This is a genomic window from Microcoleus sp. N9_B4, from assembly GCF_036701635.1.
GTDB lineage: Bacteria > Cyanobacteriota > Cyanobacteriia > Cyanobacteriales > Microcoleaceae > Microcoleus.
In genome coordinates, this window is the sequence record NZ_JAUBRC010000007.1 from 131870 (window position 1) to 154934 (window position 23065).

18 protein-coding genes are annotated in these 23065 nt (G+C 47.1%); 11 read left to right on the forward strand and 7 right to left on the reverse strand.

What is annotated here, in order from left to right:
- Positions 1 to 129 precede the first annotated feature (129 nt).
- Positions 130 to 3675 (reverse strand): EAL domain-containing protein, encoded by a 3546-nt coding sequence (locus QUA43_RS06900; RefSeq protein ID WP_333372199.1) that lies wholly within the window; start codon positions 3673 to 3675, stop codon positions 130 to 132.
- A 346-nt stretch (positions 3676 to 4021) separates the two neighbouring features.
- A complete protein-coding gene (locus tag QUA43_RS06905; protein WP_333372201.1) occupies positions 4022 to 5080 on the reverse strand; it encodes a transposase in 1059 nt (352 codons plus the stop codon).
- A 199-nt stretch (positions 5081 to 5279) separates the two neighbouring features.
- Between QUA43_RS06905 and QUA43_RS06910 the strand changes: the two genes are divergently transcribed.
- The gene (locus QUA43_RS06910; protein ID WP_333372275.1) at positions 5280 to 6284 is read left to right on the forward strand and encodes a zinc-dependent alcohol dehydrogenase family protein; all 1005 of its coding nucleotides are present in this window, start codon (positions 5280 to 5282) and stop codon (positions 6282 to 6284) included.
- A gap of 347 nt (positions 6285 to 6631) precedes the next feature.
- On the opposite strand, the gene QUA43_RS06915 is transcribed toward QUA43_RS06910, so the two are convergent.
- Together QUA43_RS06915 and QUA43_RS06920 are read right to left on the reverse strand one after the other, a co-directional pair.
- The gene (locus QUA43_RS06915) at positions 6632 to 8305 is read right to left on the reverse strand and encodes an asparagine synthase-related protein (protein WP_333372202.1); all 1674 of its coding nucleotides are present in this window, start codon (positions 8303 to 8305) and stop codon (positions 6632 to 6634) included.
- A gap of 83 nt (positions 8306 to 8388) precedes the next feature.
- The gene (locus tag QUA43_RS06920) at positions 8389 to 9834 is read right to left on the reverse strand and encodes a serine/threonine-protein kinase (protein ID WP_333372204.1); all 1446 of its coding nucleotides are present in this window, start codon (positions 9832 to 9834) and stop codon (positions 8389 to 8391) included.
- Between the two features lie 6 nt (positions 9835 to 9840).
- Between QUA43_RS06920 and QUA43_RS06925 the strand changes: the two genes are divergently transcribed.
- The gene (locus QUA43_RS06925) at positions 9841 to 9987 is read left to right on the forward strand and encodes a hypothetical protein (RefSeq protein ID WP_333372206.1); all 147 of its coding nucleotides are present in this window, start codon (positions 9841 to 9843) and stop codon (positions 9985 to 9987) included.
- Here the strand turns inward: QUA43_RS06925 and QUA43_RS06930 are convergent.
- Positions 9984 to 10988: a LysR family transcriptional regulator gene (locus QUA43_RS06930; protein WP_015174889.1), complete on the reverse strand. Its 1005-nt coding sequence runs from the start codon at positions 10986 to 10988 to the stop codon at positions 9984 to 9986. The two genes, QUA43_RS06925 and QUA43_RS06930, sit on opposite strands and share 4 nt — an antisense overlap.
- 236 nt (positions 10989 to 11224) lie before the next feature.
- Between QUA43_RS06930 and QUA43_RS06935 the strand changes: the two genes are divergently transcribed.
- From QUA43_RS06935 to QUA43_RS06975, 9 genes are all read left to right on the forward strand, one after another.
- Positions 11225 to 11938, forward strand: coding sequence for an NnrU family protein (locus QUA43_RS06935; protein WP_333372208.1), 714 nt, complete (start codon positions 11225 to 11227; stop codon positions 11936 to 11938).
- A gap of 44 nt (positions 11939 to 11982) precedes the next feature.
- Entirely contained in the window at positions 11983 to 12357 is a 375-nt protein-coding gene (locus QUA43_RS06940) for a thioredoxin family protein (protein ID WP_333372210.1), read from the forward strand.
- Positions 12358 to 12747: 390 nt separating this feature from the next.
- Positions 12748 to 14793: an NAD(P)H-quinone oxidoreductase subunit 5 gene (locus QUA43_RS06945; protein WP_333372277.1), complete on the forward strand. Its 2046-nt coding sequence runs from the start codon at positions 12748 to 12750 to the stop codon at positions 14791 to 14793.
- 520 nt (positions 14794 to 15313) lie between these two features.
- A complete protein-coding gene (locus QUA43_RS06950; RefSeq protein ID WP_445299394.1) occupies positions 15314 to 16900 on the forward strand; it encodes an NAD(P)H-quinone oxidoreductase subunit 4 in 1587 nt (528 codons plus the stop codon).
- 159 nt (positions 16901 to 17059) lie between these two features.
- Positions 17060 to 17641 (forward strand): DUF6000 family protein, encoded by a 582-nt coding sequence (locus tag QUA43_RS06955; RefSeq protein ID WP_333372212.1) that lies wholly within the window; start codon positions 17060 to 17062, stop codon positions 17639 to 17641.
- 84 nt (positions 17642 to 17725) lie between these two features.
- Positions 17726 to 17944: a hypothetical protein gene (locus tag QUA43_RS06960; protein ID WP_194067340.1), complete on the forward strand. Its 219-nt coding sequence runs from the start codon at positions 17726 to 17728 to the stop codon at positions 17942 to 17944.
- Positions 17941 to 18210 (forward strand): ParE family toxin-like protein, encoded by a 270-nt coding sequence (locus QUA43_RS06965; RefSeq protein WP_333372214.1) that lies wholly within the window; start codon positions 17941 to 17943, stop codon positions 18208 to 18210. Before QUA43_RS06960 ends, QUA43_RS06965 begins: the two co-directional genes overlap by 4 nt.
- A gap of 101 nt (positions 18211 to 18311) precedes the next feature.
- Complete coding sequence (locus tag QUA43_RS06970) at positions 18312 to 18548, forward strand: type II toxin-antitoxin system Phd/YefM family antitoxin (protein ID WP_333372216.1); 237 nt, start codon at positions 18312 to 18314, stop codon at positions 18546 to 18548.
- A 297-nt stretch (positions 18549 to 18845) separates the two neighbouring features.
- Positions 18846 to 19265 (forward strand): hypothetical protein, encoded by a 420-nt coding sequence (locus QUA43_RS06975; RefSeq protein WP_333372217.1) that lies wholly within the window; start codon positions 18846 to 18848, stop codon positions 19263 to 19265.
- Positions 19266 to 19343: 78 nt separating this feature from the next.
- On the opposite strand, the gene QUA43_RS06980 is transcribed toward QUA43_RS06975, so the two are convergent.
- Both QUA43_RS06980 and QUA43_RS06985 read right to left on the reverse strand, forming a co-directional pair.
- Complete coding sequence (locus tag QUA43_RS06980; RefSeq protein ID WP_333372219.1) at positions 19344 to 21854, reverse strand: ATP-binding protein; 2511 nt, start codon at positions 21852 to 21854, stop codon at positions 19344 to 19346.
- Positions 21855 to 22313: 459 nt separating this feature from the next.
- Positions 22314 to 23060, reverse strand: coding sequence for a LuxR C-terminal-related transcriptional regulator (locus QUA43_RS06985; RefSeq protein ID WP_333372222.1), 747 nt, complete (start codon positions 23058 to 23060; stop codon positions 22314 to 22316).
- Positions 23061 to 23065 lie beyond the last annotated feature (5 nt).

Here is a 23065-nt window from a genome sequence, read left to right on the forward strand (position 1 = left end):
CAGGAGTCATTAGTCATTAGTCATTAGTCATTAGTCAGAAAGAATGTTTTAACTTTTAACTTTTGACTTCTTATTGCCAATTATCAATTACCAATGACTGATGACCAATGACTAATGACTCCTGACTCATTACCATTTAGGTTGACTTTCTATCAAAAGTGTTGCTGCGATGCTGTCTATCGGCTTTGAAAAAAAGTATCCTTGTCCGTATTCGCATTGCAGCGCCCTGAGTAAATTAAGCTGTTCGCTGGTTTCGATGCCTTCAGCGATTACATCCATACCTAAATGACTGGCTAAAATTAAAATAGTCTGTACAATTGCTTCGTTTCCTTCATCTTCAGTCATGCGGCTGACAAAAGCTCGATCGATTTTTAAAGCATCAGTTGGAAAGGTGTGTAGGCGGCTCAAAGAAGAATAGCCAGTGCCGAAATCGTCAATATATAATTGAATTTCTAAATTTTTCAGTTCCGCGAGGATAGCCACTGCAGATTCGGCATTCTCCATGATGACGCCTTCAGTAATTTCTAACTTTAAAGTGCGAGGGTCAAGCTGAGTTTCTTGTAAAATTGCGCTAATGCGATCGATTAAATCGGGTTGTTTAAATTGTTGATTAGAAAGGTTGACGCTGACAGTCAGAGGCGGATTTTCTGGGAATTTTTGGTGCCACTGGTGGATCTGATGGCAAGCCGATCGCATCATCCACCAGCCAATAGGTATAATCAATCTAGTTTCTTCAGCTACTAAAATAAACTCGCCAGGAGATACGACACCCCGCTGCGGGTGATACCACCGCAGCAGCGCTTCAAAACCGCTGATTTTACCGCTAGTTAGAGAGACGATGGGCTGATAGTAAAGCTGAAATTCCTGGGAGTCTAAAGCGCGTCGCAGGTCGTTTTCCAGTTGCAAAAGGGCGACGGCGCGAGTGTGCATACTTAAGTCAAAAACTTCGTGGCGAGCTTTGCCCAATCCCTTAGCATGATACATGGCAGCATCTGCATCTCGGAGCAGTTCTTCAGGTCGATCGTACAACATGGGGAACGGGACATTGGGAACAGGAGAGTCGGAAGATAAGCAAGACAAAGAAGTTTCCCGATCGATATTTCCCAGATTTTCGGGACTCGACAGTTTGCTGGTTTCCCTTGAATACCGAGGAACACCAGAACAAACAATCCCAATGCTAGCACTGGTAAAAACTTGATATTCGTTAAGGTAAAATGGCTCTGCCAGTTCCGCCTGCACTCGTTCGGCAATCTGGATCGCATCCTCGGTGCTTTTGATATTTTCCAGCAAAATAGCGAATTCGTCGCCGCCGAGGCGGGCAACAGTATCTCCAGCCCGCAAACAAATTTCCAGGCGCTGCGCGATCGCAATCAGCAACCGATCGCCCACTAAATGCCCCAAACTGTCGTTAACAACCTTAAAGCGATCGAGATCGATAAACAACACCGCAAACAAAATTTCGGGGCGGCGTTTTGAAAGCTCGATCGCGTGTCCCAAGCGATCCATAAATAAAGATCGGTTGGGCAAACCGGTTAGCATATCGTGCAAAGCATCGTGTACTAACTTATCTTCTGCTATTTTGCGGAGGGTAATATCTTCGACAGTGCCTTCGTAGTAAAGTAAATTTCCGTCAGGGTCGCGAACTGCCCGGCCGTTCTCGGAAACCCAGATAGTAGTGCCGTCAGCGCGGTAAACTTGAGACTCGAACTCAGACACAAAACCCTGTTTTTCGATCGCGCGCAAAAACTCGACGCGGCGGTTGGGATCGAGGTAAAGTTGGCGGTCTATGTCTTGGATATTCGCGATCAATTCGGCGGCCGAGGAGTAGCCGTAAATTCTCGCCAAAGCAGGGTTAGCGCTGAGGTAGCGCCCGTCAGGCGTTATCTGGAAAATGCCTTCGATCGCATTTTCAAAGATACTGCGGTATTTCTCTTCCGCCTGTTGCAGCGCGAATTCTGCCTGCTTGCGATCCGTGATATCGGTCAACGTGCCGAGATACCCTAGAACTTCCCCGCTTTTCGTCATTTCTGGCACTGCTTGGCAAAAGACCCAGGTTGTGAAGTCACCGTTGCAAAAACGGTACTCTAACTTACAGGGCGACTTGTCTGTGACAGCGCGATACCACTGGCTCAAAACACGCTCGCGGTCTTCGGGATGCAAACTTTGCGCCCAACCTTCGCCTAGTGCGTTTGGTGCAGTCAGTCCCGCCATCTCCAAAAATCGCTCATTGACGTACAAGCAATCTCCAGCAGCGTCGGCGCGTAAAATCCCGACCGGCAGTATTTTTGCCAAGGTGTAATAGCGATATTCGCTTTCTAGCAGCGCGCTGGCAGCTACTTTAGTCTCGGTGATGTCAAACATGGCGCCTTGAAGAATGACAGACTTGCTTGCTTCATCGCGAACTGCAGTCGCTTGATCGCGGAACCAGACGACTCGACCGTTGCGGGCGATCGCGCGGTATTCTGAAACCAGCAACCCCTCGCAGAAGATATCTTCTCCATCGGTGAATTTCTGTGTGGCGTTTTCCACTAACACGCGGTCACGGTCTTCTGGGTGAACGAGTTTCAGCCACAGGTCGGGATCTGCTCTCCATTCAGCTACAGAATAACCTAGAAAAGTCTCGATTTGCGGGCTGATGTAAAGTTTGGCAGCCTTGCGGTTGAGGGGAGAAATGTAGGTGACAGCGGGCATTTGTTCTACCAGGGCGCAGTATTTCGCTTCTACAGTAGACAGTGCTGCTTCTAGGCGCTGCCGCTCTAATTCGGCGGCGGCCCGTCCGGCAAAGATGCTGAGAATTAATCGGAATTTGGCAAGATGCGCTTCCACCAGGGGTCGATCGTGAAAAATACAAATAATGCCTAAAGGTTCGCCGTAAGAGTTTTTCAGCAAGACTCCCAGGAAACTGCGCGCACCTGTAACTACCGGTCTGCGGTCTTCTGGAAAGGTTTCGCAGAGGTAGTCGGGACAGGAATACATTCCCTCCTCCAGCACCCGCGCTTCAGGAGTATTGGCGGTGCCGCACTCAAAGTTTGGCTGCTGCTGTCCGTCGATCCAAAAACTGATAACTTGCAATCTATCGGCAGCAGCATCGGTGCGTGCCTTCGACTTAATCGATTTGGCAACGACGGCGGTGCGAACTCCGAGTGCTGAGGCTAAGTGGCAAACTAAGGCATCAAAGAATTCTGCTCCCCCCGGCGACTCAGTACCTGCTAGGATTTCGCCCAGCAAATCTTCCTCTAATTGCGCGAAAGCATTAACTTTGGGAGGATTCTCGGCATTCGGGCGATCGGGATTTTCCCCCATCGAACCCGAAATGCTCAGACTTAGGGTTTTGCAGGTTCCAGGCCCCACAATAGGCGAAGAATTCACAGTTAGGCGCTGTTGCTTAGCCAAGAATACAGCGTGCCCAATACCTAAAACTTTACCCAAGAAACTGTCAGTTGCCGGCCACCGATTTGAGTTCGGGCAAATCAAAAAGTTTTTCCGCATTTTCAATCCCCCAGATAAATCGTCGGTTTTTAATTCTGCCAACTGCCGTTGCTCGTCGGCTAGCGGTAGACTAGATGGCCTTCGCTGCCACTTGAGATAAATCGCGGACACCACGGCTAAAGTCGCCAATAATCCCAGAAGATATGCAAGAATCTCAAAGTAAAAAAATAAATCTAGATCGAACATCGATTAGCACCGCTCGACAATTGTTGTAGTTATCTGAAGCCAATCTATTTAAAAATAACTAAGTATCGTCACGGATGGGTAACGAATACAAGGTCAGATCGCCGTGAAGGCGACAAGAGAGTTAACAGTTCACAAAAAACCGGGCAATACTTGACACTGCCGAACTCTTTGTGGTTTTTTTCGTACAGGCTGAACCCGTACAGGTGAAATTTTAAACACATATATAGCCTTTCTCAGAAAGATGAGGTACTCATGGGCATAGGGCATAGGGCATAGGGCATAGGGCATAGGGCATAGGGCATACCTCACTTTTTTGAGAACCGCTATATACGATTGTGGCACTCCTCTAAGGGGGTGAGTTTACGTTTACTTTTCTAATTATATTTAACGCTGCATTCACATCAGCATTAATTCGACTTTCATTCCAAGACCGAAACCACTCGCGTTTACCGATCTTACCCTGGTAAGACTCTTGCTTACCGACAGGCTCTAAATCCCCAAATCTGCACTTATTTGTATAATATGCTTGTGTCAATATTACCTTGATACCGACTAACTCAGTTTTGTAAGTAATAAATTTTATGGGCTGGCTATGAGGAATTACGCCAAAAGCATGATGATTTTTTGGTAATTTTATATTCTGTTTATTCCTCACATTTGTGCCAATAATTAACTGGATTATTTTCTCATCCTCCAACCGCTTGATAATCAAACTACTGGTCTGATGAAGGTAGTTTTCTAAAGGCTTGTTTCGATTAAATGTGATTTGCTGGATTTGGCGCGTGGTAGATTTTTCCTGGTCATTATTTGACAGTAAAAATGCTCTGCGTTGATTGAAACCTTGATTAATTGATTTGAGATGTTTTTTAGCATAAATAGTTCGAGTAAATGTTGGCTTATTAGATGCCAAAGCGACGAAGTGATCAATCCCTAAATCTATACCTGCTCTGAGGTGGTAATTTAAATCCACCAACGTTACAGGCTTTTGATTAGCAACCTCAAAAAAGTAGAGCGCTGTTGCAGGAACTACGCTTACCTTGATGACATTTTGGGATTTTGTATAAAAAATTATGTCACTTTGAGATAAATGAAGTAGTCCATGATTGGGGTTTATCCCCCTTTTTTTTATGGATTGGTTATCAGAACTGAACAAGTTACGCGTACAGATTTTATGTTGGTATTGGGGGATGCTGGGTAGGAATGAAAATCGAGGGATATCTGGGTCATAAGCTATTCTTGAATTTTGGCAATCCTCCCAATCGTGAATAACTTGTTTGAGACCTTTATTTCTAATTTTAGCAGTGAATGATTGAGAGCAGTCTCTAGGTTTTAAGATGGCAAACAACTGTCTGATAATTCTAGTTCCACCAACTTTATATCCCGAACTGAAAAAGTGTTTTATCATAAATGTTTACCATGATTGTAGATTTTCTTTTGACATAAATGATAAATCATCAAACTGTTTACAAAACTGATGCTGACGATCTATGTAATGCCTTTCAACAACAATCATAAATTTGGGGATAAACGAAAAGTTTTTTGTTGCTTTGCTAAGCAATATACAATAAAGTCTAGGGATTATCTGATCTAGTGTAACACCCATGATGAAAGCGATCGTTTTTCAAACCCCCGGCAGCCCATCCGTATTGAAACTGCAAGATATCCCCGCCCCTACTATACAAACAGAAACTGAAGTTTTGGTACGGTTGCGAGCGGCGGGTATCAATCCGATAGATACTAAGTTGCGATCGCGCGGCACTTTTTACCCCGACAAAACTCCTCACGTTTTGGGGTGCGATGGTGCTGGAGTCGTAGAGGCTATCGGTGCTGGTGTGCAAAGTTTCCAAGTGGGAGACGAGGTTTTTTTCTGCAATGGCGGTTTGGGCGGGTCGATCGGTACTTATGCTGAGTTTGCCGTTGTAGACGAACGCTTTCTCGCCCTCAAGCCTGCTGCTTTAAGTTTTGCTGAGGCGGCGGCGGCACCGTTAGTTTTAATTACAGCTTGGGAATCGCTGTACGATCGAGGGCGCTTGCAAGCGGGTCAAAAAGTGCTGATTCAAGCTGGTGCCGGCGGTGTGGGCCACGTCGCGGTACAGTTGGCGAAGTTGCAGGGTGCAGAGGTTTGCACGACTGTTAGTTCTGAGGAAAAAGCCAATTTTGTCAAGCACTTAGGTGCAGATGCAGTTATTTTATACAAAAATACCAATGTTGTCGATGAGGTTTTGACTTGGACTCAAGGACAAGGAGTTGATTTGGCTTTCGATACAGTCGGGGGAGAAACTTTTTACCAAACTATTCCGACTGTGAAAATTTATGGAGATTTGGTAACAATTTTGGAACCCGATCCAGCTTTGGGGAATTTGAAAACAGCGAGAATGCGGAATCTGAGAATTAGTCTGGAATTAATGTTAACACCGATGCTAGAAGGTTTGGTGGAGGAACAGGAACAGCAGGCTCATATTTTGCAGAAGTGTTCTCGTTTGTGCGATCGCGATTTACTAAAAATTCACGTCAGCAAAACTTTCCCTCTCGAAGAAGCGCAAGCCGCTCACGAACTGTTAGAAACAGGCTCAGTAACTGGTAAAATAGTGCTTGAAATTGGGGGCTAAAATTGCGGATGCTTAAATTTGCGGGTTGAAGAATCGCGGGCGATTGAGAATTGCGGGCGATTTCAAGAGACTGTTTGCGAATTAAAAAAGCGTGAAACCAAACATCCCATAATCATCGCAGGAAAGCTATAGCAATCCTTGCAGGAGTCGTAAAATTTTTACCCCACCCCAACCCTACCCGATGCCTTGGGGAGGGAGTAAGAAATTCACAAATGATGCGAGGATTGCTATATAAAAAAGAGCGAAAACCGCATAGGGAAAATGCCACTGTCGATCGACAAATTTGGGCGTCAACTGCTGAAGTTGACACGACGAATGGCACAGCGCCCTGTCCTAATTTGGGGTAATTAACGGCGATTCCCTTGTAACCAAATTTCCAGCGTCACCAGCAGCCACAGCTTCAGCCCATAGCGGGGAAAAACTTCCCCACGATAGTTTAGCCACTCGCGGATTAGTGTTCGATCGAGGTAAGGCGCGATCGCCGCATGACGATTCAGCAGCAACGATCGCGCTTGCCGCTGCCAATCCCTCAAAAACCACTGCTGCATCGACATCACCATCCCGCTTTTCGGACGGTTGACAATGACATCGGGCAGCAAATCCGCCACAGCAGCCTTGAGAACCGCTTTTTCCTGCGCGCCCGAAAGCTTATATTCTGGCGGAATTTGCAAACTCAGCGCCACCATCCGCGCATCGAATAGGGGCGATCGAGCTTCCAATCCCGCCGCAGCCGTGAGATTATTCACCTTGGTCAAAATGTAATCGGCTCCTTTAAACTCAATGTTGAGCCGCATCAGCCGATTCAAAAACGTCGTTTCTGTCTGTTGCAATTCCTCAGCAAAGACGGAAGGCGCATTCTTCACCTTTTCCCAAACCTCCGGCTTCAGCAAACGCGGCAAATCCACATAGCATTTTTGAAACGAAGTCAAATAAGCTGCGATCGGATCTGGTTTACCCTGAATTGAACCATACAAACTATTCAGCAGCATCGGCTTATTTTTCGGCCCGCCAAAGCACGGATCGCCGCCTTCGCCATTCAGTACCACGTCTGCGAATTGCTTTGCCGATCGCCCCAACAGCAAATTGGGAACCGTCAAGCCTTCCCCCACCGGATCATCCATCGCCGCCAGCGTTTCCGGCAGCAACTCCCAAATTTGCTGCGGCGAAACTTCCAAAACGTGGTGCTCAGTGCCACAATGTGCTGCGACGAGGTTGGCAAATTCAATCTCGCTGGGATATTGAGCGCCAAAGTGCATCGAAAAAGTGTGTACCGGACGATCGTGCAGCCTTGTGGCGATCGCCGTGACGCAACTTGAATCAATCCCGCCCGAAAGATATGCTGCGACTGGTTCGCCCGCTGGTAGCGCTTCCTGCACCAGTTGTTCCAAAAGCGATCGCACTTGTTGACTATGCCATTCCAAAGGGCGATCGGCGTTAGTAATTTGCTCCTGTGGCTGCCAGTATCTCTGCACCTCAACATCCGGTAAGTACAGGTAGCTACCGGGCCGCAACTCTCGCACCGCTTCCCACAGCGTTTGTGATCCGGGTACAAACGCACAGCACAAGTAGTCGCGCAAAGCAACTAAATCAAGTTCTCGATCGTGATATGGATTGAGCGATCGCAGTCGAGGCGCAATCCAGCGAGTCGTTCCTGCACGGGTGTAATAGAGGGTTTTGGCTCCAACGCGATCGCGCCCCAGACACAAGGTTTGCTCGTCTCGATCCCACACAGCAAGAGCAAATTGTCCTGACAGCAATTTCAGAGTTTCAATCCCCGACTGTTCCCACAGCCGCGCGACGATCGCCAAATCGGTCAATCCATCTGTGTCAATCTGTTGTTTGAGCATGGGGGTGCGATCGAAGCTGCAGTCACCTACCAGCACAAATCGCTGATTGGGGCTGAAGGTGGGTTCAGCTCCGATTATGGCAAAACCGGAAGTTTCCCAAGTTGCAGGGTGCGATCGGGCTTCTGGGCCCCAAGCAATCACCCAATTCGGGTAGATAGACTTCTGAGTCTGCATTTTAAATTAGAGAGCTCCCATAATTATTGTGGAACAGGCAAGATGCCTGTTCAAAACAGGCTTTTCTGGAGACGACTATTACATTAAAAAACGTTTGAAAGTAACTTATAAATCAAGCGAAAAATAGCTGTGCCAGCGATCGCACCCAAAGCACCCAACCATCCCACAAACAACACGCCAGTGATAGCAGAATTCGGATAAATCGCAACTGCCGCCGTCTGTAAAACCGGGAAAAACCACAGCAAAGCCACAGTACCTGCACCAATAATCAACATCTCAGTTTGTTCGATCGCCCTGCGGTACTGCCCGTAAATCAAACCCGCCACAATCATCCCCAACAATCCGATACTCAAGCCAGGAGAGGGCAGCAAACTCGTCAGGGCGATCGCCAGCACCCCCGCCTCAAAACCCGTAAACGCCGCCCCCGACAAAACCTCCCAAATCGAAAAAGTCGCTCTTTGCGAAGGTTGCAGCCCTCCTGGAGGTGTTGCAGGAACCCGTACAGGAGGAGGCAGAGTTGGTTGAAGAGGTATCGGAGGCGGCGCCACCACTACTGTAGGTGGTTGAGAATTTTGTTGAGGCCGAGACATCAGAGCCGCTTCCACCTCACTCGCAGATTGAAAACGCTGGCTGGGAGCTGATAATAACATTCGATCGAGAACGTGAGCCAAACGCGAACTTACCTGCACCCGCGAATGCCAATTCCACTCATTTCTGTAACTATCAAAAAGCTCCGTCGGCTGCAAACCACTCAGCAAAGTAATACAAGTCACAGCCAAAGCATACAAATCCGTTGCCGGATAAACTTCTTGCCCGCTCATCTGTTCTGGCGGAGCATAACCCAAAGAATAAATACCAGTCGAAGCTTTTGCACTCCCAACACTTTGTGTTACTTGTTTAACAGCCCCAAAGTCTAATAAGTAAAGCCGACCGTTTTTACCCCGCATAATATTAGCAGGTTTAATATCCCGGTGAATCGAACCGCGAGAGTGCACAAAATCGAGAACCTTCAAAATTTCCCGCAGCACCTCTACCGTTTCCGCCTCTGAAAACCTGCCTTTAACAGCTACTTCATCCTCCAAATTTGTACCGTCAATAAATTCTTGAACCAGATAGAAAAACTGATCGTTTTTTCCCGGCTGCAAACTCGTAACAGTCAGCTCAAAAAAAGCCAGCAAACTCGGAATTTGGGAATGTTCGTTTCCCAGTTCTTCCAGCACCGCCGCTTCCCGTTCAAACAGAGTTTGAGCAATTTTTAGCTGGGGCGGAGTCAGACTTACCGATGGCTGCAAAAGTTTAGCAACGCACTGCCGCATCGCCGGAGTATAGCGGTCTCTGGCCAAAAATGCCGCCCCAAAACCGCCTTGACCCAACAACCTCACGGGCAAATAGCGCCCGCCCAAAATCAGGGGCATCCCGCAAGTCGTGCAAAACTTTTGCTGCACGGTTTTCAGCAGCGAACTGTCATCGAGGTCGGGAAAATAGTTTTGAGGGCGCGGGCAGCCCGGGCGGGTGCAGTAAACTTCCATTTTTGTTTGCTAAGAAGAAGAGGGAAGAAGGAAGAAGGAAGAAGGAAGAGGGAAGAAGGAAGAGGGAAGAGGGAAGAAAAAGTGATTGTTAAATCAGATTCCAATTTCTCAACTAACCGCGAACTGCTAACTGCCAGCGACCTAAGAGATTAACTTCCCGCCGAGTTGGGAGTTGCTATTTCTATGAATCCCAAATCGAGCGCTGGGGGTTCTTTCTTCTCCAGGATGGTGGAATAAGTAGCAAACTGGGGCAAAATTTCATTGCTGAAAGCCTCTGCTGCTTTAGAACGGTAGCGGTTGGGGTTGTAAATCAGCGACAAAATGCGAGTTACCAGAACTTCGTCCATTTGAGATTTGTGCAAGACGCCCATGAGCAACTCTTTTTCGATCGCCGAAACCGAGACAAAAGCAGCTCCCAGCCCCGACTGAACAGCATTTTTAATTGCTTCGATCGAATTTAGTTCCATCTCTATTTTCAAGCGGCGCGTGTCTATGCCGCAGCGAGTCAGTACCTGATCGATTACTTTGCGGATCGTAGACTGCGAATCGAGAGATATAAACTGCAATTTGTAAAGGTCTTCTTTTTGGATAGTTTCTTGTTGTACCATCGGGTGAGATGGAGGGAGAATCAGAGCCAGTTCGTCCTCAGCGTAAGGAACAATTTCTAAAGCTTCTACAAGTTCGGTAGGAATTTCTCCGCCAACAATTGCCAAATCGATTTGCCCGTTGGCCACACTCCACGCCGTGCGGCGGGTCGAGTGAACGTGAAGTTGTACCGCTACATCCGGGTACTTTTGGCGAAACATCCCAATCATCCGGGGCAGCAAATAGGTTCCCGTTGTTTGAGAAGCGCCGACGATCAAAGTACCGCCTTGAAGATTTTGCAAGTCTTCCAGAGCTCGACAAGTTTCCTGGCAAAGCGATAAAATTTTCTCCCCGTAACTCAGCAGCAGGTGTCCGGCTTCGGTCAGTTGAGCCCGCCGCCCCCCCCGGTCAAACAGCGGCACGTCCAATTGTCTCTCTAAGTTTTGCACCTGCAAGCTAACTGCTGGCTGGGATACATAGAGGCTGTCCGCGGCGCGTTTGAAGCTTCCTTCAGAGGCGATCGCCTTGAGAATGCGTAACTGGTCTAAAGTGAAAGGAAGGTCAGACATATATCTAAATTGTCAGTTGTCAGTTGTCAGTTGTCAGTTGACGGTTGACGGTTGACTGTAGGCAGCGAACAGCAAACAGCGAACAGTCAACAGCGAACAGTCAACAGCGAACAGCGAACAGTCAACAGTCAACAGCGAACAGTGAACAGTTAACTGACTGATAACCGCTGAATGCTCCCATAGATACTTTGTGACACAAATTGGCCGAGAATCAATAACTTTTCTTAATATTTGCAATGACGATCGACTTGGCGCTCGACTCCCACTTAGTTATTCTGGGCCTGTTACTGGTTTTTGCGATCGCCCACAGCGGTTTAGCAGCCCTCCGGCCCAAAGGTGAAAAGCTGATCGGGCCGAGACTTTATCGCGTTTTGTTTGCCCTTGTCAGTTTGCCGCTAGCCGTCATTCTGATTGTCTACTTTTTCAACCACCGCTACGACGGGGTACAGCTTTGGCAAGTACAGGGATTACCCGGAGTTAAACCGGCAGTTTGGATACTTTCGGCAATTTCCTTTCTGTTTCTTTACCCAGCAACTTTCAACCTCCTAGAAATTGCCGCCGTCCAAAAGCCCCAAGTTCACCTCTACGAAACTGGCATCATTCGCATCACCCGTCACCCGCAAATGGTGGGACAAGTGATTTGGTGCGTGGCCCACACCCTGTGGATTGGCACTAGCTTTACCCTCGTCACTTCCATCGGTTTGGTACTTCACCACCTGTTCGGAGTGTGGCACGGCGACAGGCGGCTTCAGGCTCGTTTTGGAGAATCCTTTGAAACCATCAAATCTCGAACCTCAATCATGCCTTTTTTGGCAATCCTACAAAAGCGTCAAACCCTTGATTTGCTTGAGTTTCTGCGCCCTTCCTACGTAGGTGTAGTCATTTTTACTGGTTTGCTGTGGGAAATTCATCCTTTTTTGATGCGTGTCACTAGGAACATATACTGGTAGCATGATCCCTAGGATAGAAAAAAATTATTAAATTTTGAGGGCTCATGGTGTTGTCGGTTAGCGAACGCACTTTTGCACAAGAGGTGTTTCAAGCCTCTACCCCCGTTTTAGTTCACTTTTCGGCTCCTTGGTGCGGTTTGTGCCGCGCGATCGATCCCACGCTTAAGACTTTTGAGGCACAGTGGGCAGAAAAAGTCAAGCTCGTAGCGGTGAATGCTGATCAATGTTTCAAGTTAGCCCACACTTATCGGCTGACAAGTCTGCCCACGCTGATTTTGTTTGAGGGCGATAAAGTTCGATTTAGATTGGAAGACTACCAAGGACGCGAGGAACTGCGGCGGACTCTGGATTCCTGGATGCTGGTCACTCAACTTTCTTCCCAAACTCAACGCCTGCAACCAGAAGCAGTTAACAGGTAACGGCTGCAAGTTATTCGGCTTTTAGGTAGAAAGCAGAAGCAATTCCTCATTTGTCGATCGGCCACCTGAGCGCCAAATGTCGCAGTCCTGAACGCAGAAACAGTGTTTTTTACAAAAATATAGTGTGAAGCGCCAGGGTATCGGTTAAAAAACCAGGTTTCTTGATTTCTTTCCGTCTAAGCTCGATTTGTCAGTCTATATTTGGGCATAGATTTAAGGCGAACTAGATCGATGGGCTCGATCGGGAAAATAGGCAGTAGGTCTCAAGCGTTGTCGATCGACAACGCTTGAGAATTACAACAAGTATTTATGCCGGGTCGCGCAGGCGTGTGTCACAATTGTTTACAGTTTTGGCAATATCTAGTAGAAACTTTAAACTACCTATCAGTCATGGAACTGCTTTATCAATATGCTTGGCTGATTCCTGTCCTGCCACTGGCAGGCGCAATGCTAGTAGGTCTCGGCTTAATCACCTTTAACCAGGCAACCAACAAACTCCGACAAGCGAATGCGATATTAATCGTGTCCGCACTCGGAGGGTCAATGGTACTATCCTTCGCATTGCTGTGGAGTCAACTACAGGGCCACGCACCCTACACCCGCACTATTCAGTGGGCTTCTGCTGGCGACTTCTCGCTGAATATGGGCTATATCATCGACCCGCTGACGGCGGTGATGCTGGCGATCGTCACTACGGTCGCCTTTTTGGTGATGATTTACACCGACGGCTACATGGCTCACGATGACGGGTACGTGCGTTTTTACGCCTACCTGAGCATCTTCAGCGCCTCGATGTTGGGTCTGGTAATCAGCCCGAACATCGTTCAGATTTACATTTTCTGGGAACTCGTAGGTATGTGTTCGTACCTGCTAGTCGGATTTTGGTACGATCGCAAACCCGCTGCTGACGCTTGCCAAAAAGCTTTTGTCACCAACCGCGTCGGCGACTTCGGCCTACTGCTGGGCATCCTCGGCATTTACTGGGCCACCGGCAGCTTTGAATTTGAGGTGATGGGCGAACGCCTGCACTCCTTAGTCGAATCCGGCGCCCTCAGCGCGACTCTGGCGACGATATTCGGTGTCCTCATATTTTTGGGGCCAGCCGCCAAATCCGCTCAATTCCCCCTCCACGTCTGGCTGCCAGACGCAATGGAAGGCCCGACACCGATTTCGGCCTTAATCCACGCCGCGACAATGGTAGCCGCCGGCGTATTCCTGATCGCTCGGATGTACCCGGTGTTTGAAGGGCTGCCGGCTGTCATGAATTTGATCGCTTGCACCGGCTGTTTTACGGCATTTATGGGTGCTTCGATCGCGATTACCCAAAATGACATCAAAAAAGGCTTAGCCTACTCCACCATCTCCCAACTCGGCTACATGGTGATGGCAATGGGCGTCGGCGCTTACAGTGCCGGACTTTTCCACTTGATGACTCACGCTTATTTCAAAGCAATGCTGTTCCTGTGTTCAGGTTCAGTCATTCACGGTATGGAAGCAGTTGTAGGCCACAACCCCGCACTCGCTCAAGATATGCGAGTCATGGGCGGCTTGCGGAAATATATGCCGATTACCGCTTCTTGCTTTTTAATCGGAAATTTGGCAATCTGCGGAATTCCGCCGTTTGCTGGTTTTTGGTCAAAAGACGAAATCCTCGCCAGCGCCTTCGCAGCAAATCCCGCTTTGTGGGCTGTTAGCTGGTTGACGGCCGGGATGACCGCGTTTTATATGTTCCGAATGTATTTCAGCACCTTTGAGGGCGAATTCCGGGGCAATGACAGCGCCATCAAGCGGCAACTCTTGCAACCCGGTGTTGTTTTTGGCCCCGGAGCGATGAACGTTAAGGAATTGGCATCAACTGGCGACAGTCACGATGAGCACGACCATTTGCCTCACGAATCTCCTCTGACAATGGCTCTGCCGTTAGTGTTGCTGGCAGTACCTTCTGTGTTCATTGGTTTTCTCGGTACGCCGTTTGCCAATTATTTCGAGCAGTTTGTTCGCGCTCCAGGCGAGTCTCTGGAAGAAGTTTTGGAACACGCTGCTGAGTTCAATTTGACGGAATTTTTGATTATGGGCGGAAGCTCTGTAGGTATTGCTCTGCTGGGCATTACTTTGGCTTCTCTGATGTATTTGAGCCGTAAAATTGACGCAAGTGCGATCGCCCAAAAAATCAAACCGCTTTACGAGTTCTCCCTCAACAAGTGGTATCTCGACGATATCAACGATTTTCTCTTTGTCAAAGGCAGCCGCCGTTTAGCGCGGCAAGTCATGGAAGTGGATTTGCGAGTCGTCGATGGTGTCGTCAACTTAACAGGGTTTATCACCCTGGTTAGCGGCGAAGGTTTGAAATACTTTGAGAGCGGTCGCGCTCAATTTTACGCCCTGATTGTGTTTGTCGCAGTTCTGGGTTTTGCGATCGTTTCTGGAGTCAGTTAAATCGGTAGGGACACTGCCTTGTCTATGAGTGTCAACCAACAGGTAAAACCGATAGTCCGACAGTCCGACAGGGAATGAATTCCCTGTCTCAAAGCTAAAGTCCTCGCTATGAGGACTGAAGAAATCCTTAAACCTCTTATTGTGGAACAGGCATCTTGCCTGTTCAATACTGGCTTTTTTGGAGATATCTATTAGTCCTCTTCAGAGGACTTTCGCTATTAGCCAGGGGTTTCAACCCCTGGCGGACTCGTGGAATTGCAGATCATCGGCTTAAGTTGACACCAATGGGCAATGCCATTTCCCACCAGAAGATGTTTTAAGAACGGGTATTAGCTCAAGAACTCACAATTGACAATTAGCAAATAGAAATAAATCTTTCATTAAATTTAACTGTTGCGATCGCATAATTTGTCCAAATAATAGCCAAAAAAATTGTTCTGTCTAAAGAAAGTATAAAATTTAGGCTAAAATTGCAAAAAGGTGTTTAAACCTAATAACTGATGGATCATTTTAAAACGCAATGGATACAGCTAACTTTCCCTGGTTAACAACAACAATTCTGTTTCCCATTGCTGCGTCCTTGCTGATTCCTTTAATTCCCGATAAGGATGGCAAGACGGTGCGGTGGTATGCCCTAATTGTCGGTTTGATCGATTTTGCCCTACTTGTTTACGCTTTTTACACTCAGTACGACTTCAGTAATCCAGATTTGCAACTGGTAGAAAGCTATACTTGGGTGCAGCAACTCGATTTGAATTGGTCGGTGGGTGCTGACGGTTTATCGATGCCGCTGATTTTGCTGACTGGTTTTATTACTACGCTGGCTACTTTAGCTGCTTGGCCGGTCACATTTAAACCGAAGCTATTTTACTTTTTGATGCTGACAATGTACGGCGGCCAAATCGCAGTTTTTGCCGTACAGGATATGTTGCTGTTTTTCCTAGTTTGGGAACTGGAATTAGTCCCGATTTACCTGATTTTGTCAATCTGGGGCGGCAAGAAGCGACTCTACGCAGCAACTAAGTTTATCCTATACACTGCAGGCGGTTCGCTGTTTATTTTGCTGGGCGCGCTGACGATGGCGTTTTACGGCGATACGGTGACTTTCGATATGCGGGCGATCGCGCTTAAAGACTTCGCCCCCAATATAGAATTGCTTCTGTACGCAGGTTTCTTAATAGCCTACGGCGTCAAACTGCCAATTTTTCCCCTCCACACTTGGCTTCCTGACGCTCACGGCGAAGCAACCGCACCCGCCCACATGTTGCTAGCAGGAATTCTGCTAAAAATGGGCGGCTATGCTTTACTGCGGATGAATGCGGGAATGCTCCCCGATGCTCACGCTACCTTCGCACCCCTCTTAGTAATTTTGGGTGTGGTTAACATTGTTTACGCAGCCTTAACTTCTTTTGCTCAGCGCAATTTGAAGCGGAAAATTGCTTATTCTTCGATTTCGCACATGGGGTTTGTGTTGATTGGGATAGCTTCGTTTACCGATTTGGGAATTAGCGGTGCAATGCTGCAAATGGTTTCGCACGGTTTAATCGGGGCGAGTTTGTTCTTTATGGTGGGTTGCACTTACGATCGCACTCACACCCTCATGCTCGACGAAATGGGCGGTGTCGGGCAGAAAATGCGTAAGGTTTTTGCCATGTGGACTGCTTGTTCTATGGCTTCTTTGGCTTTGCCGGGAATGAGCGGTTTTGTAGCAGAATTGATGGTATTTGTGGGTTTTGCAACCAGCGATGCTTACAATCCGGTGTTTAAGGTTTGTGTGGTATTTCTAGCTGCTGTCGGGGTGATTTTGACTCCGATTTATCTGCTGTCGATGCTGCGTGAAATCTTCTACGGGCCTGAGAATAAGGAATTGTCCGATCACGAGGAATTGGTGGATGCGGAACCGCGAGAAGTGTTTATTATTGCGGCTCTGTTAGTGCCGATTATTGGTATTGGTTTGTATCCGAAGATGCTGACTCAGGTTTACGATGCGACTACTGTACAGTTGACTGCAAAGTTGCGCGATTCTGTGCCTTCGCTTGTGGCTAAGGCTGCTGCGGATAAAACTGTGTCTCTGCGTGCTCCGGCGATCGAGCCGAGCAAGTTGTAATTTGAACGAGATTTAGGAAGAAAACCCCCAAACCATTCTCAAATCTGGTTTGGGGTTTTCTATTTTTTTTTCTGAAGCTTGTCTATTAGAGTTTTACATCAATTTGCGATGATGTTATCTTTGAGATGTTTAGTCTTAACAATTTCATACTCAAAGAGAATGACAGACTATATTCGAGAGCATTATGTCAAGCCACTTTATCTCAAGGTTTTACATGGTAACTTTTTAGGGATTGGCAAAGATGTAGATGCGTTTGTGAACTCGACAAGAGTTGCTTTATATGAAGTAACTGACAAAGAACTGATCCAGATGTATAACGGTTGTTGGAGGCATACAATTACTGCAAGTTGGCTTTGTGGAATTGGGCGCTTTTCCCAACATCTCAATAAAATTGAAACTTTGCTGATTCCAAGTCAAACTTGTTATGCAGGACAATTTCATTGTTTTGCATTAGCTCGTTTTGGCGGTGCTGAGTCGGTAAGAGTTTTGCGATCGTATCTCGACACCTACTTACCCGTTGGTGATCGACAGTACGATCAATTATGGGCTATTGGAGCATTATGGTGGTTAGATCGCAGGCATGGAACAGATTATGCACAGGTTTATCTAGAAAACCCCAATAATTGGAAACTTGGATATCGAGACCAAGAGTATGGGACACTAAGCGCAGAGGAAGGAATTCTCCACTTTCAAAAGGTTATGGACTTTTTAGACAAATATTTCCCAGAATTTACGGCGTAGATAGCTCCGTTTTCTAAATATCGATTTGCCAGGAAGAAGCGATAATAGATAAGATGCCATTTTTATTGTAAGAGTGTGCCAACTATGACTGAGTTACTTGAGCGTGCGATCGCTAAGTTGAAAACCTTGTCTGCAAGTGAACAAGATGCGATCGCTTCAATGATTTTGGAAGAACTTCAAGACGATCTAAGATGGGATCGAGCATTTGCTAGTTCTCCCGATGTTCTTGCTAAACTTGCAGCCTCCGCAATGGCTGAGTATCACGCAGGTAAAACCCAAGAACTCGATCCAGAAACATTGTGAAGTCCCGTACTACAGCCGAATTCCGTAAATCTTTTGCGGCACTGCCAAAACAAGTTCAAGAGCAAACACGCGAAGCATATCGCCTGTTCAAGGAAAACCCAAGTTATCCAAGTCTGCGTTTCAAAAAAGTGCATCCAGAGTTACCAATCTACTCTGCTAGAATCAGCAACAACTATCGAGCCGTTGGTCAGTTGGATGGAGATACTGTGATTTGGTTTTGGGTTGGTTCACACGCAGAGTACGACAGGTTGCTATCTCAGTTATAATGGTTATTTCATCTACTTTAGTTTAACTTTATGAGAACGTTCACTGCGGTTGTTGAGAAAGACCATGAAACTGCTTTTGAGCTTTATACTGAGGCATTTTTATGTTGAACGTGACAGTTGACGAAATTCAGCGCGATCCTTCAAAGTATCTGCGTCAAGTGGAAGCAGGTGCAACTTTTGTTATCCTGCTTGCAGATAAGCCGATCGCCGAACTAAGACCTATTTCTAGCCACAAGCAATTACGACCATTCGGTTTGTGTGCAGGCGAGTTTACCGTTCCAGATGATTTCGACGCTCCTTTGCCGGAAGATATCCTCAGTGCATTTGAAGGTAAATGAAGATTCTGCTAGATACGCACATCTTTTTATGGTTCATCAGTGGTGACAGTTATCAACAGATGTTCGAGATGCAATTCGCGATCCAGATAATTATGTAGCAGTTCAGGGTTATTTGCCGTCGCACAACTTAACTTAACCGCTGAAGAGTTTTTAGAGTCTTGGTAAAATTAAAGGGAATACTAACCAAACTGCAACTCATCCTAAAAACCATCGAAGGTACCCGCATCACTTGCCAAACCATCCCTTGATGACTCATCATTATGTTGATGATTGTTTCATTCTGATAACTCAATTAATATGCGATCGCTCTTCTTGACTCTAGCTCTCATGTGTTTAGCCACCCCCGCTGTTGCCGCAACCTGCGAAGAAAGCTTTCAAAAAAAGGGAGACTTTTTCAATGGTGCCGCCTTTTCGGCGCGCGTTCAGGTTGAAGGGTTATCCGTAGAGAAAGCATTTTCCCAATTACGACCCATTTTGGCCCGCGAGAGCATCAAAACTATCAGCACCGATGTGAGCGCAGGTGTAATGAAAGCTGAAAATCCCGCAACAGCATTTCAGCGTGCTTTGCCGATCGATGTTTTTGCCTCAGCCGACGGAAATCTCTTAACTGTCGAGATGATCTTTACCATTCCCAGCGGCGTGGGCGCAAGTAGGGATACCGTGAAGCGATACTTGTGCGGTGCGCTAAATCAATTGTTGCCCAAAACTACAAACTAATATTTAACCGTAGATCGATCGCCCTTCTCTTCAAGCTCGATCGCTCTTTTAGTTTCCAGTCTGGCGAACTAAAATTGCTTAAGATTCAGCAGGGATCTGGAATGGTGAAATTATCTGTTGCCGAATGGGGATCTGAATTACAAACTCAGTGCCTGAGCCAGGTGTAGAAAAACACTTGATTTTACCGCGATGTTTTTCAGTAATGATTTGATAACTAATCGACATTCCCAAACCCGTACCTTTACCGATCGCTTTGGTAGTAAAAAAGGGGTCAAAAATGCGCTGCTTCACTGGGTCTGGCATACCGATTCCGTTGTCAGCGATCGCAACCTCCACCCATTGATTGTCGATCACAGAAGTCCGAATCTTAATTTGGTTCGCGGTGTCTTTAAGCTCCTGATAGGAGCGTTCGGTATTCATCTCATCTAGGGCATCCAGGGCATTAACCAAAATATTCATGAATACCTGATTGAGTTGTCCGGGGAAACATTCCACCTTCGGCAATGTGTCATAGTCTTTGATTACTACCACGGCTGGACACTCTGGTTTATCTTTGAGCCGGTGTTGCAAAATCAGCAATGTACTTTCAATTCCCTCATGAATATCAACATTTTTGAAGTCTGCTTCATCCATACGAGAAAAGTTTCGCAACGAGACGACAATACCGCGAATTCGCTCGGTTCCTACCCTGATAGATGAAATTATCTTTTGGATATCTTCAGTGAGGAATTCCAAATCGATTTCCTCTGCCATTGCTTGCACGTCTGGATCGTTGCTGGGATGGCGCTGTTGATAGAGTTCGATCATCTGCAGCAGATTTTGGGTATATTCGTCCAGGTGAGTAAGATTACCGTGGATGAAGTTGACCGGATTATTGATTTCATGGGCAATTCCCGCAACCAACTGTCCCAAGCTAGACATTTTTTCGCTTTGGATAACTTGCATCTGAGCTTTTTTCAGTTCGTTTAGGGTCGTCTCCAGTTCTTTAGCTTGTGCAGTCGAGGAGATTGCTAGTTCTTCGATCGCAGCAACCTGGGGCAGACTTGTCCAGCAAGCAATTGCCACTCCCACAAATGCCAGCGTCATCAACACAATAATCAGCAGATAGGGATTGTTAGTTCCGGCTTCTACCCGCAGCCAGGATCTGATCAGCCAACTGATCGTCGCTGTACCACAAATCAGCGCAATCAAAATTGCAACCTGAAACACTATAAAATCTTCGTTTTTAGGAGGAGTTACTGGCTTGGTATGGAGTCGATCCCACCACGGTAAGTGCAAAGGTGCCCAAGGAATCCACCCAATTGCAGCGTCGATCGCGATCACTGCTAACGGCAACAGCAACCCGATACCAAAATCCATCCATCCCCAGGCAACACCACCCACCACCAGGGAAATGAACTCCACCACCAGCAATGCTAAGGATAGTCGCCCCCAACGCACGACTGGATCGTTGCGCTGCATCCACAGCCCCAAGTGCAACCCCATGATAGAAATGAAAAAACTCACCCCTGACACCACGACAATTCGAGTGGTGTTGCCCCATATTAAAAATCCTAAACTACAGATAAAGGTTAGCAGCAGCGCGGGTTCTAGGGAACCTCGACGGGACACTGCGCCAAACACAGGAGACAACAGTCCATCCTGCGCGAGTTGAAAAAGGATGCGAGGCGTATTGCAAACGCTAGTCGCAGATCCCAACAAACAGCTAGCCGCAACCAGCAATGTGACTATGACAGGGGCAGCGTCTCCCCAGAAAGGCTTGGCAGCCACCAGGAATTTGCCGTACAAATTGCCTTCTAAATCGGGAGTGGCTGCCAACTGCACCAACACTAAAGTGCCACCGACAAACACCAGAGGCATGAACCAGGCAACCCAAGACAGGGCCTTGAGGGTGTCTTTTGGGTGGAGACTGTCTGCTACAAAGGATGAAGCTGTGTCACAGCCATAGAAGCTATAAGCGGCAAACAAGTACCATTTCAGCCAGTCCTTGACACTGATGGCATCAATGCTGCTGGGCAAGAGTCCGGGGCTTTGGGGCTCCAAGGCAAGCCAGCCTAAACCCTGAACGCAGAAGAGGAGTAAAAAGCCGATCGAAGGAAAGATAAAAAAGAGGTGCAGAATGGCGACGGCGCGGGTGCCACTGAATGCTAAAAAGTAAGTGATCGCAGTAAAACCGATCTCAAACACTTTTTCTGGAATATTCAGCCCCATCGGTTCTAAATGGAATTGGATCAAATCTGTGATGACGATCGCATTAATGGGCGGAAAGGAAACCCACCCCAAGAAGTAGGCAATCCCCAAGTAGCGGGAAAGGGCAGGGTAACGATGGAGCAATCGCGTGATGTAATTTGGTGTTCCCCCAGATACATCTGGATATTTCTCACCCAAACTCTGAACTTGAAGGTTAAACAGAATTCCGACGATCACACCAGGAATCCAGACCAACAGCGATGCAGAGCCAATTTCTGCTTGCATCAACGGCGCTAAGTTAAACCACATCAGATATCCAACCACACTAAACCCCCAAGCTTCCGCAGAGGACATGGTGCGCCGGAGGCGATTCAGAAATGGCACACGATCTATTTCCATAACAAACAGATAGGGGTAATCCTATTGTGATACAAGTGTAATTTCCACAATCAAGAAAAAAACAAATACCTAGTGTTTCCTTCTAGGGATGAAGATTATAAGCTCGATCTGATGTAGCGGTGAAAGATTGAGGCATTGAGTTGAGGTTGCTAGCGATCGTACTTTCGATCGCAATAACTCGTTGGAACTGATATCTTGCACCAGTTGCAATAACCCTTTCACGGGCGGGATCTCATGCCCACCCCACAAGAAAATTCACTTACTTTTTGTGGAACAGGTCGAAAAGCCTGTTAAGCGAGAAGGGTGAAATATTTCAGTTGAAACTGACTCAATAGAGTCTTTTCACTTTGTTTAATGTGCTGTTAGCTAGCTATCGCAATACCAATACTTTAAAAATACCAGTAGAGCGATCGCTCTTCAATTCACGCTCGATCGCTCTAGGGGTTTCTAGCGTTAAGTTTATTGGTGGATGTTCTGCATCAAGTTGGATGGAGACATTTTTACACTTGGCAAATTATATTTGGTTGCCGAAATCTGTGCAACCATTTCTGCACGAGACGAAACCTCAAGCTTACGGAACATTCGCTTCAAAGCTTGCTTCACCGAATTCTCAGTAATCCAAAGTTCCCTCCCGATTCCTGCGTTGGTTCGCCCCAAAGCAACCAATTCGGCAATTTGCAATTCACGAGGCGTTAGGCGTGAGGTCTTCAAAGGTTGGTGTTGCGATTCCCTACGGGATAGCTTCGCCGCGCGTACTGTTGCAGCCCAAACAGACAAATGCAAACAGATCGCACTCAAATCCGCTAGATTTTCTGTATCGAAGGCGGGCATAGACCGATCGCGCGTGCAACCCACTACACCCATTAATTGACCACGACTGACAATCGGCCCCGCCATCACGTGCCAATGATCGGGGCGGGGACAAATTATTGTCCAAACCTTGGGTGATGATGTCACTAATGCTTCATGGACAGGAGCATGGCGCTCCACTAAATAACGTGCAACAGGATTATGTTCGATTGATAGCGCAACTTTCAATGTTTTCTGAAAATTGCTATCTGCTAAAGGAAGTCCATCGAAGAAAAAAATTCCAGATCGTTTAGCTGCAAAATACTCGCCGATTTTGGGCACGATTTGCGATCGCAGCTCTTGTTCATCCTTCACATGGTCGATCGCTTCAAATAAAAGCTGCAAGGGACTTGTCATGCTCA

Coding starts and splice junctions, on each gene's coding strand:
- QUA43_RS06900 (WP_333372199.1), bottom strand. CDS start 3,675: ATGTTCGATCTAGATTTATTTTTTTACTTTGAGATTCTTGCATATCTT.
- QUA43_RS06905 (WP_333372201.1), bottom strand. CDS start 5,080: ATGATAAAACACTTTTTCAGTTCGGGATATAAAGTTGGTGGAACTAGA.
- QUA43_RS06910 (WP_333372275.1), top strand. CDS start 5,280: ATGAAAGCGATCGTTTTTCAAACCCCCGGCAGCCCATCCGTATTGAAA.
- QUA43_RS06915 (WP_333372202.1), bottom strand. CDS start 8,305: ATGCAGACTCAGAAGTCTATCTACCCGAATTGGGTGATTGCTTGGGGC.
- QUA43_RS06920 (WP_333372204.1), bottom strand. CDS start 9,834: ATGGAAGTTTACTGCACCCGCCCGGGCTGCCCGCGCCCTCAAAACTAT.
- QUA43_RS06930 (WP_015174889.1), bottom strand. CDS start 10,988: ATGTCTGACCTTCCTTTCACTTTAGACCAGTTACGCATTCTCAAGGCG.
- QUA43_RS06935 (WP_333372208.1), top strand. CDS start 11,225: ATGACGATCGACTTGGCGCTCGACTCCCACTTAGTTATTCTGGGCCTG.
- QUA43_RS06940 (WP_333372210.1), top strand. CDS start 11,983: ATGGTGTTGTCGGTTAGCGAACGCACTTTTGCACAAGAGGTGTTTCAA.
- QUA43_RS06945 (WP_333372277.1), top strand. CDS start 12,748: ATGGAACTGCTTTATCAATATGCTTGGCTGATTCCTGTCCTGCCACTG.
- QUA43_RS06950 (WP_445299394.1), top strand. CDS start 15,314: ATGGATACAGCTAACTTTCCCTGGTTAACAACAACAATTCTGTTTCCC.
- QUA43_RS06955 (WP_333372212.1), top strand. CDS start 17,060: ATGACAGACTATATTCGAGAGCATTATGTCAAGCCACTTTATCTCAAG.
- QUA43_RS06960 (WP_194067340.1), top strand. CDS start 17,726: ATGACTGAGTTACTTGAGCGTGCGATCGCTAAGTTGAAAACCTTGTCT.
- QUA43_RS06970 (WP_333372216.1), top strand. CDS start 18,312: ATGTTGAACGTGACAGTTGACGAAATTCAGCGCGATCCTTCAAAGTAT.
- QUA43_RS06975 (WP_333372217.1), top strand. CDS start 18,846: ATGCGATCGCTCTTCTTGACTCTAGCTCTCATGTGTTTAGCCACCCCC.
- QUA43_RS06980 (WP_333372219.1), bottom strand. CDS start 21,854: ATGGAAATAGATCGTGTGCCATTTCTGAATCGCCTCCGGCGCACCATG.
- QUA43_RS06985 (WP_333372222.1), bottom strand. CDS start 23,060: ATGACAAGTCCCTTGCAGCTTTTATTTGAAGCGATCGACCATGTGAAG.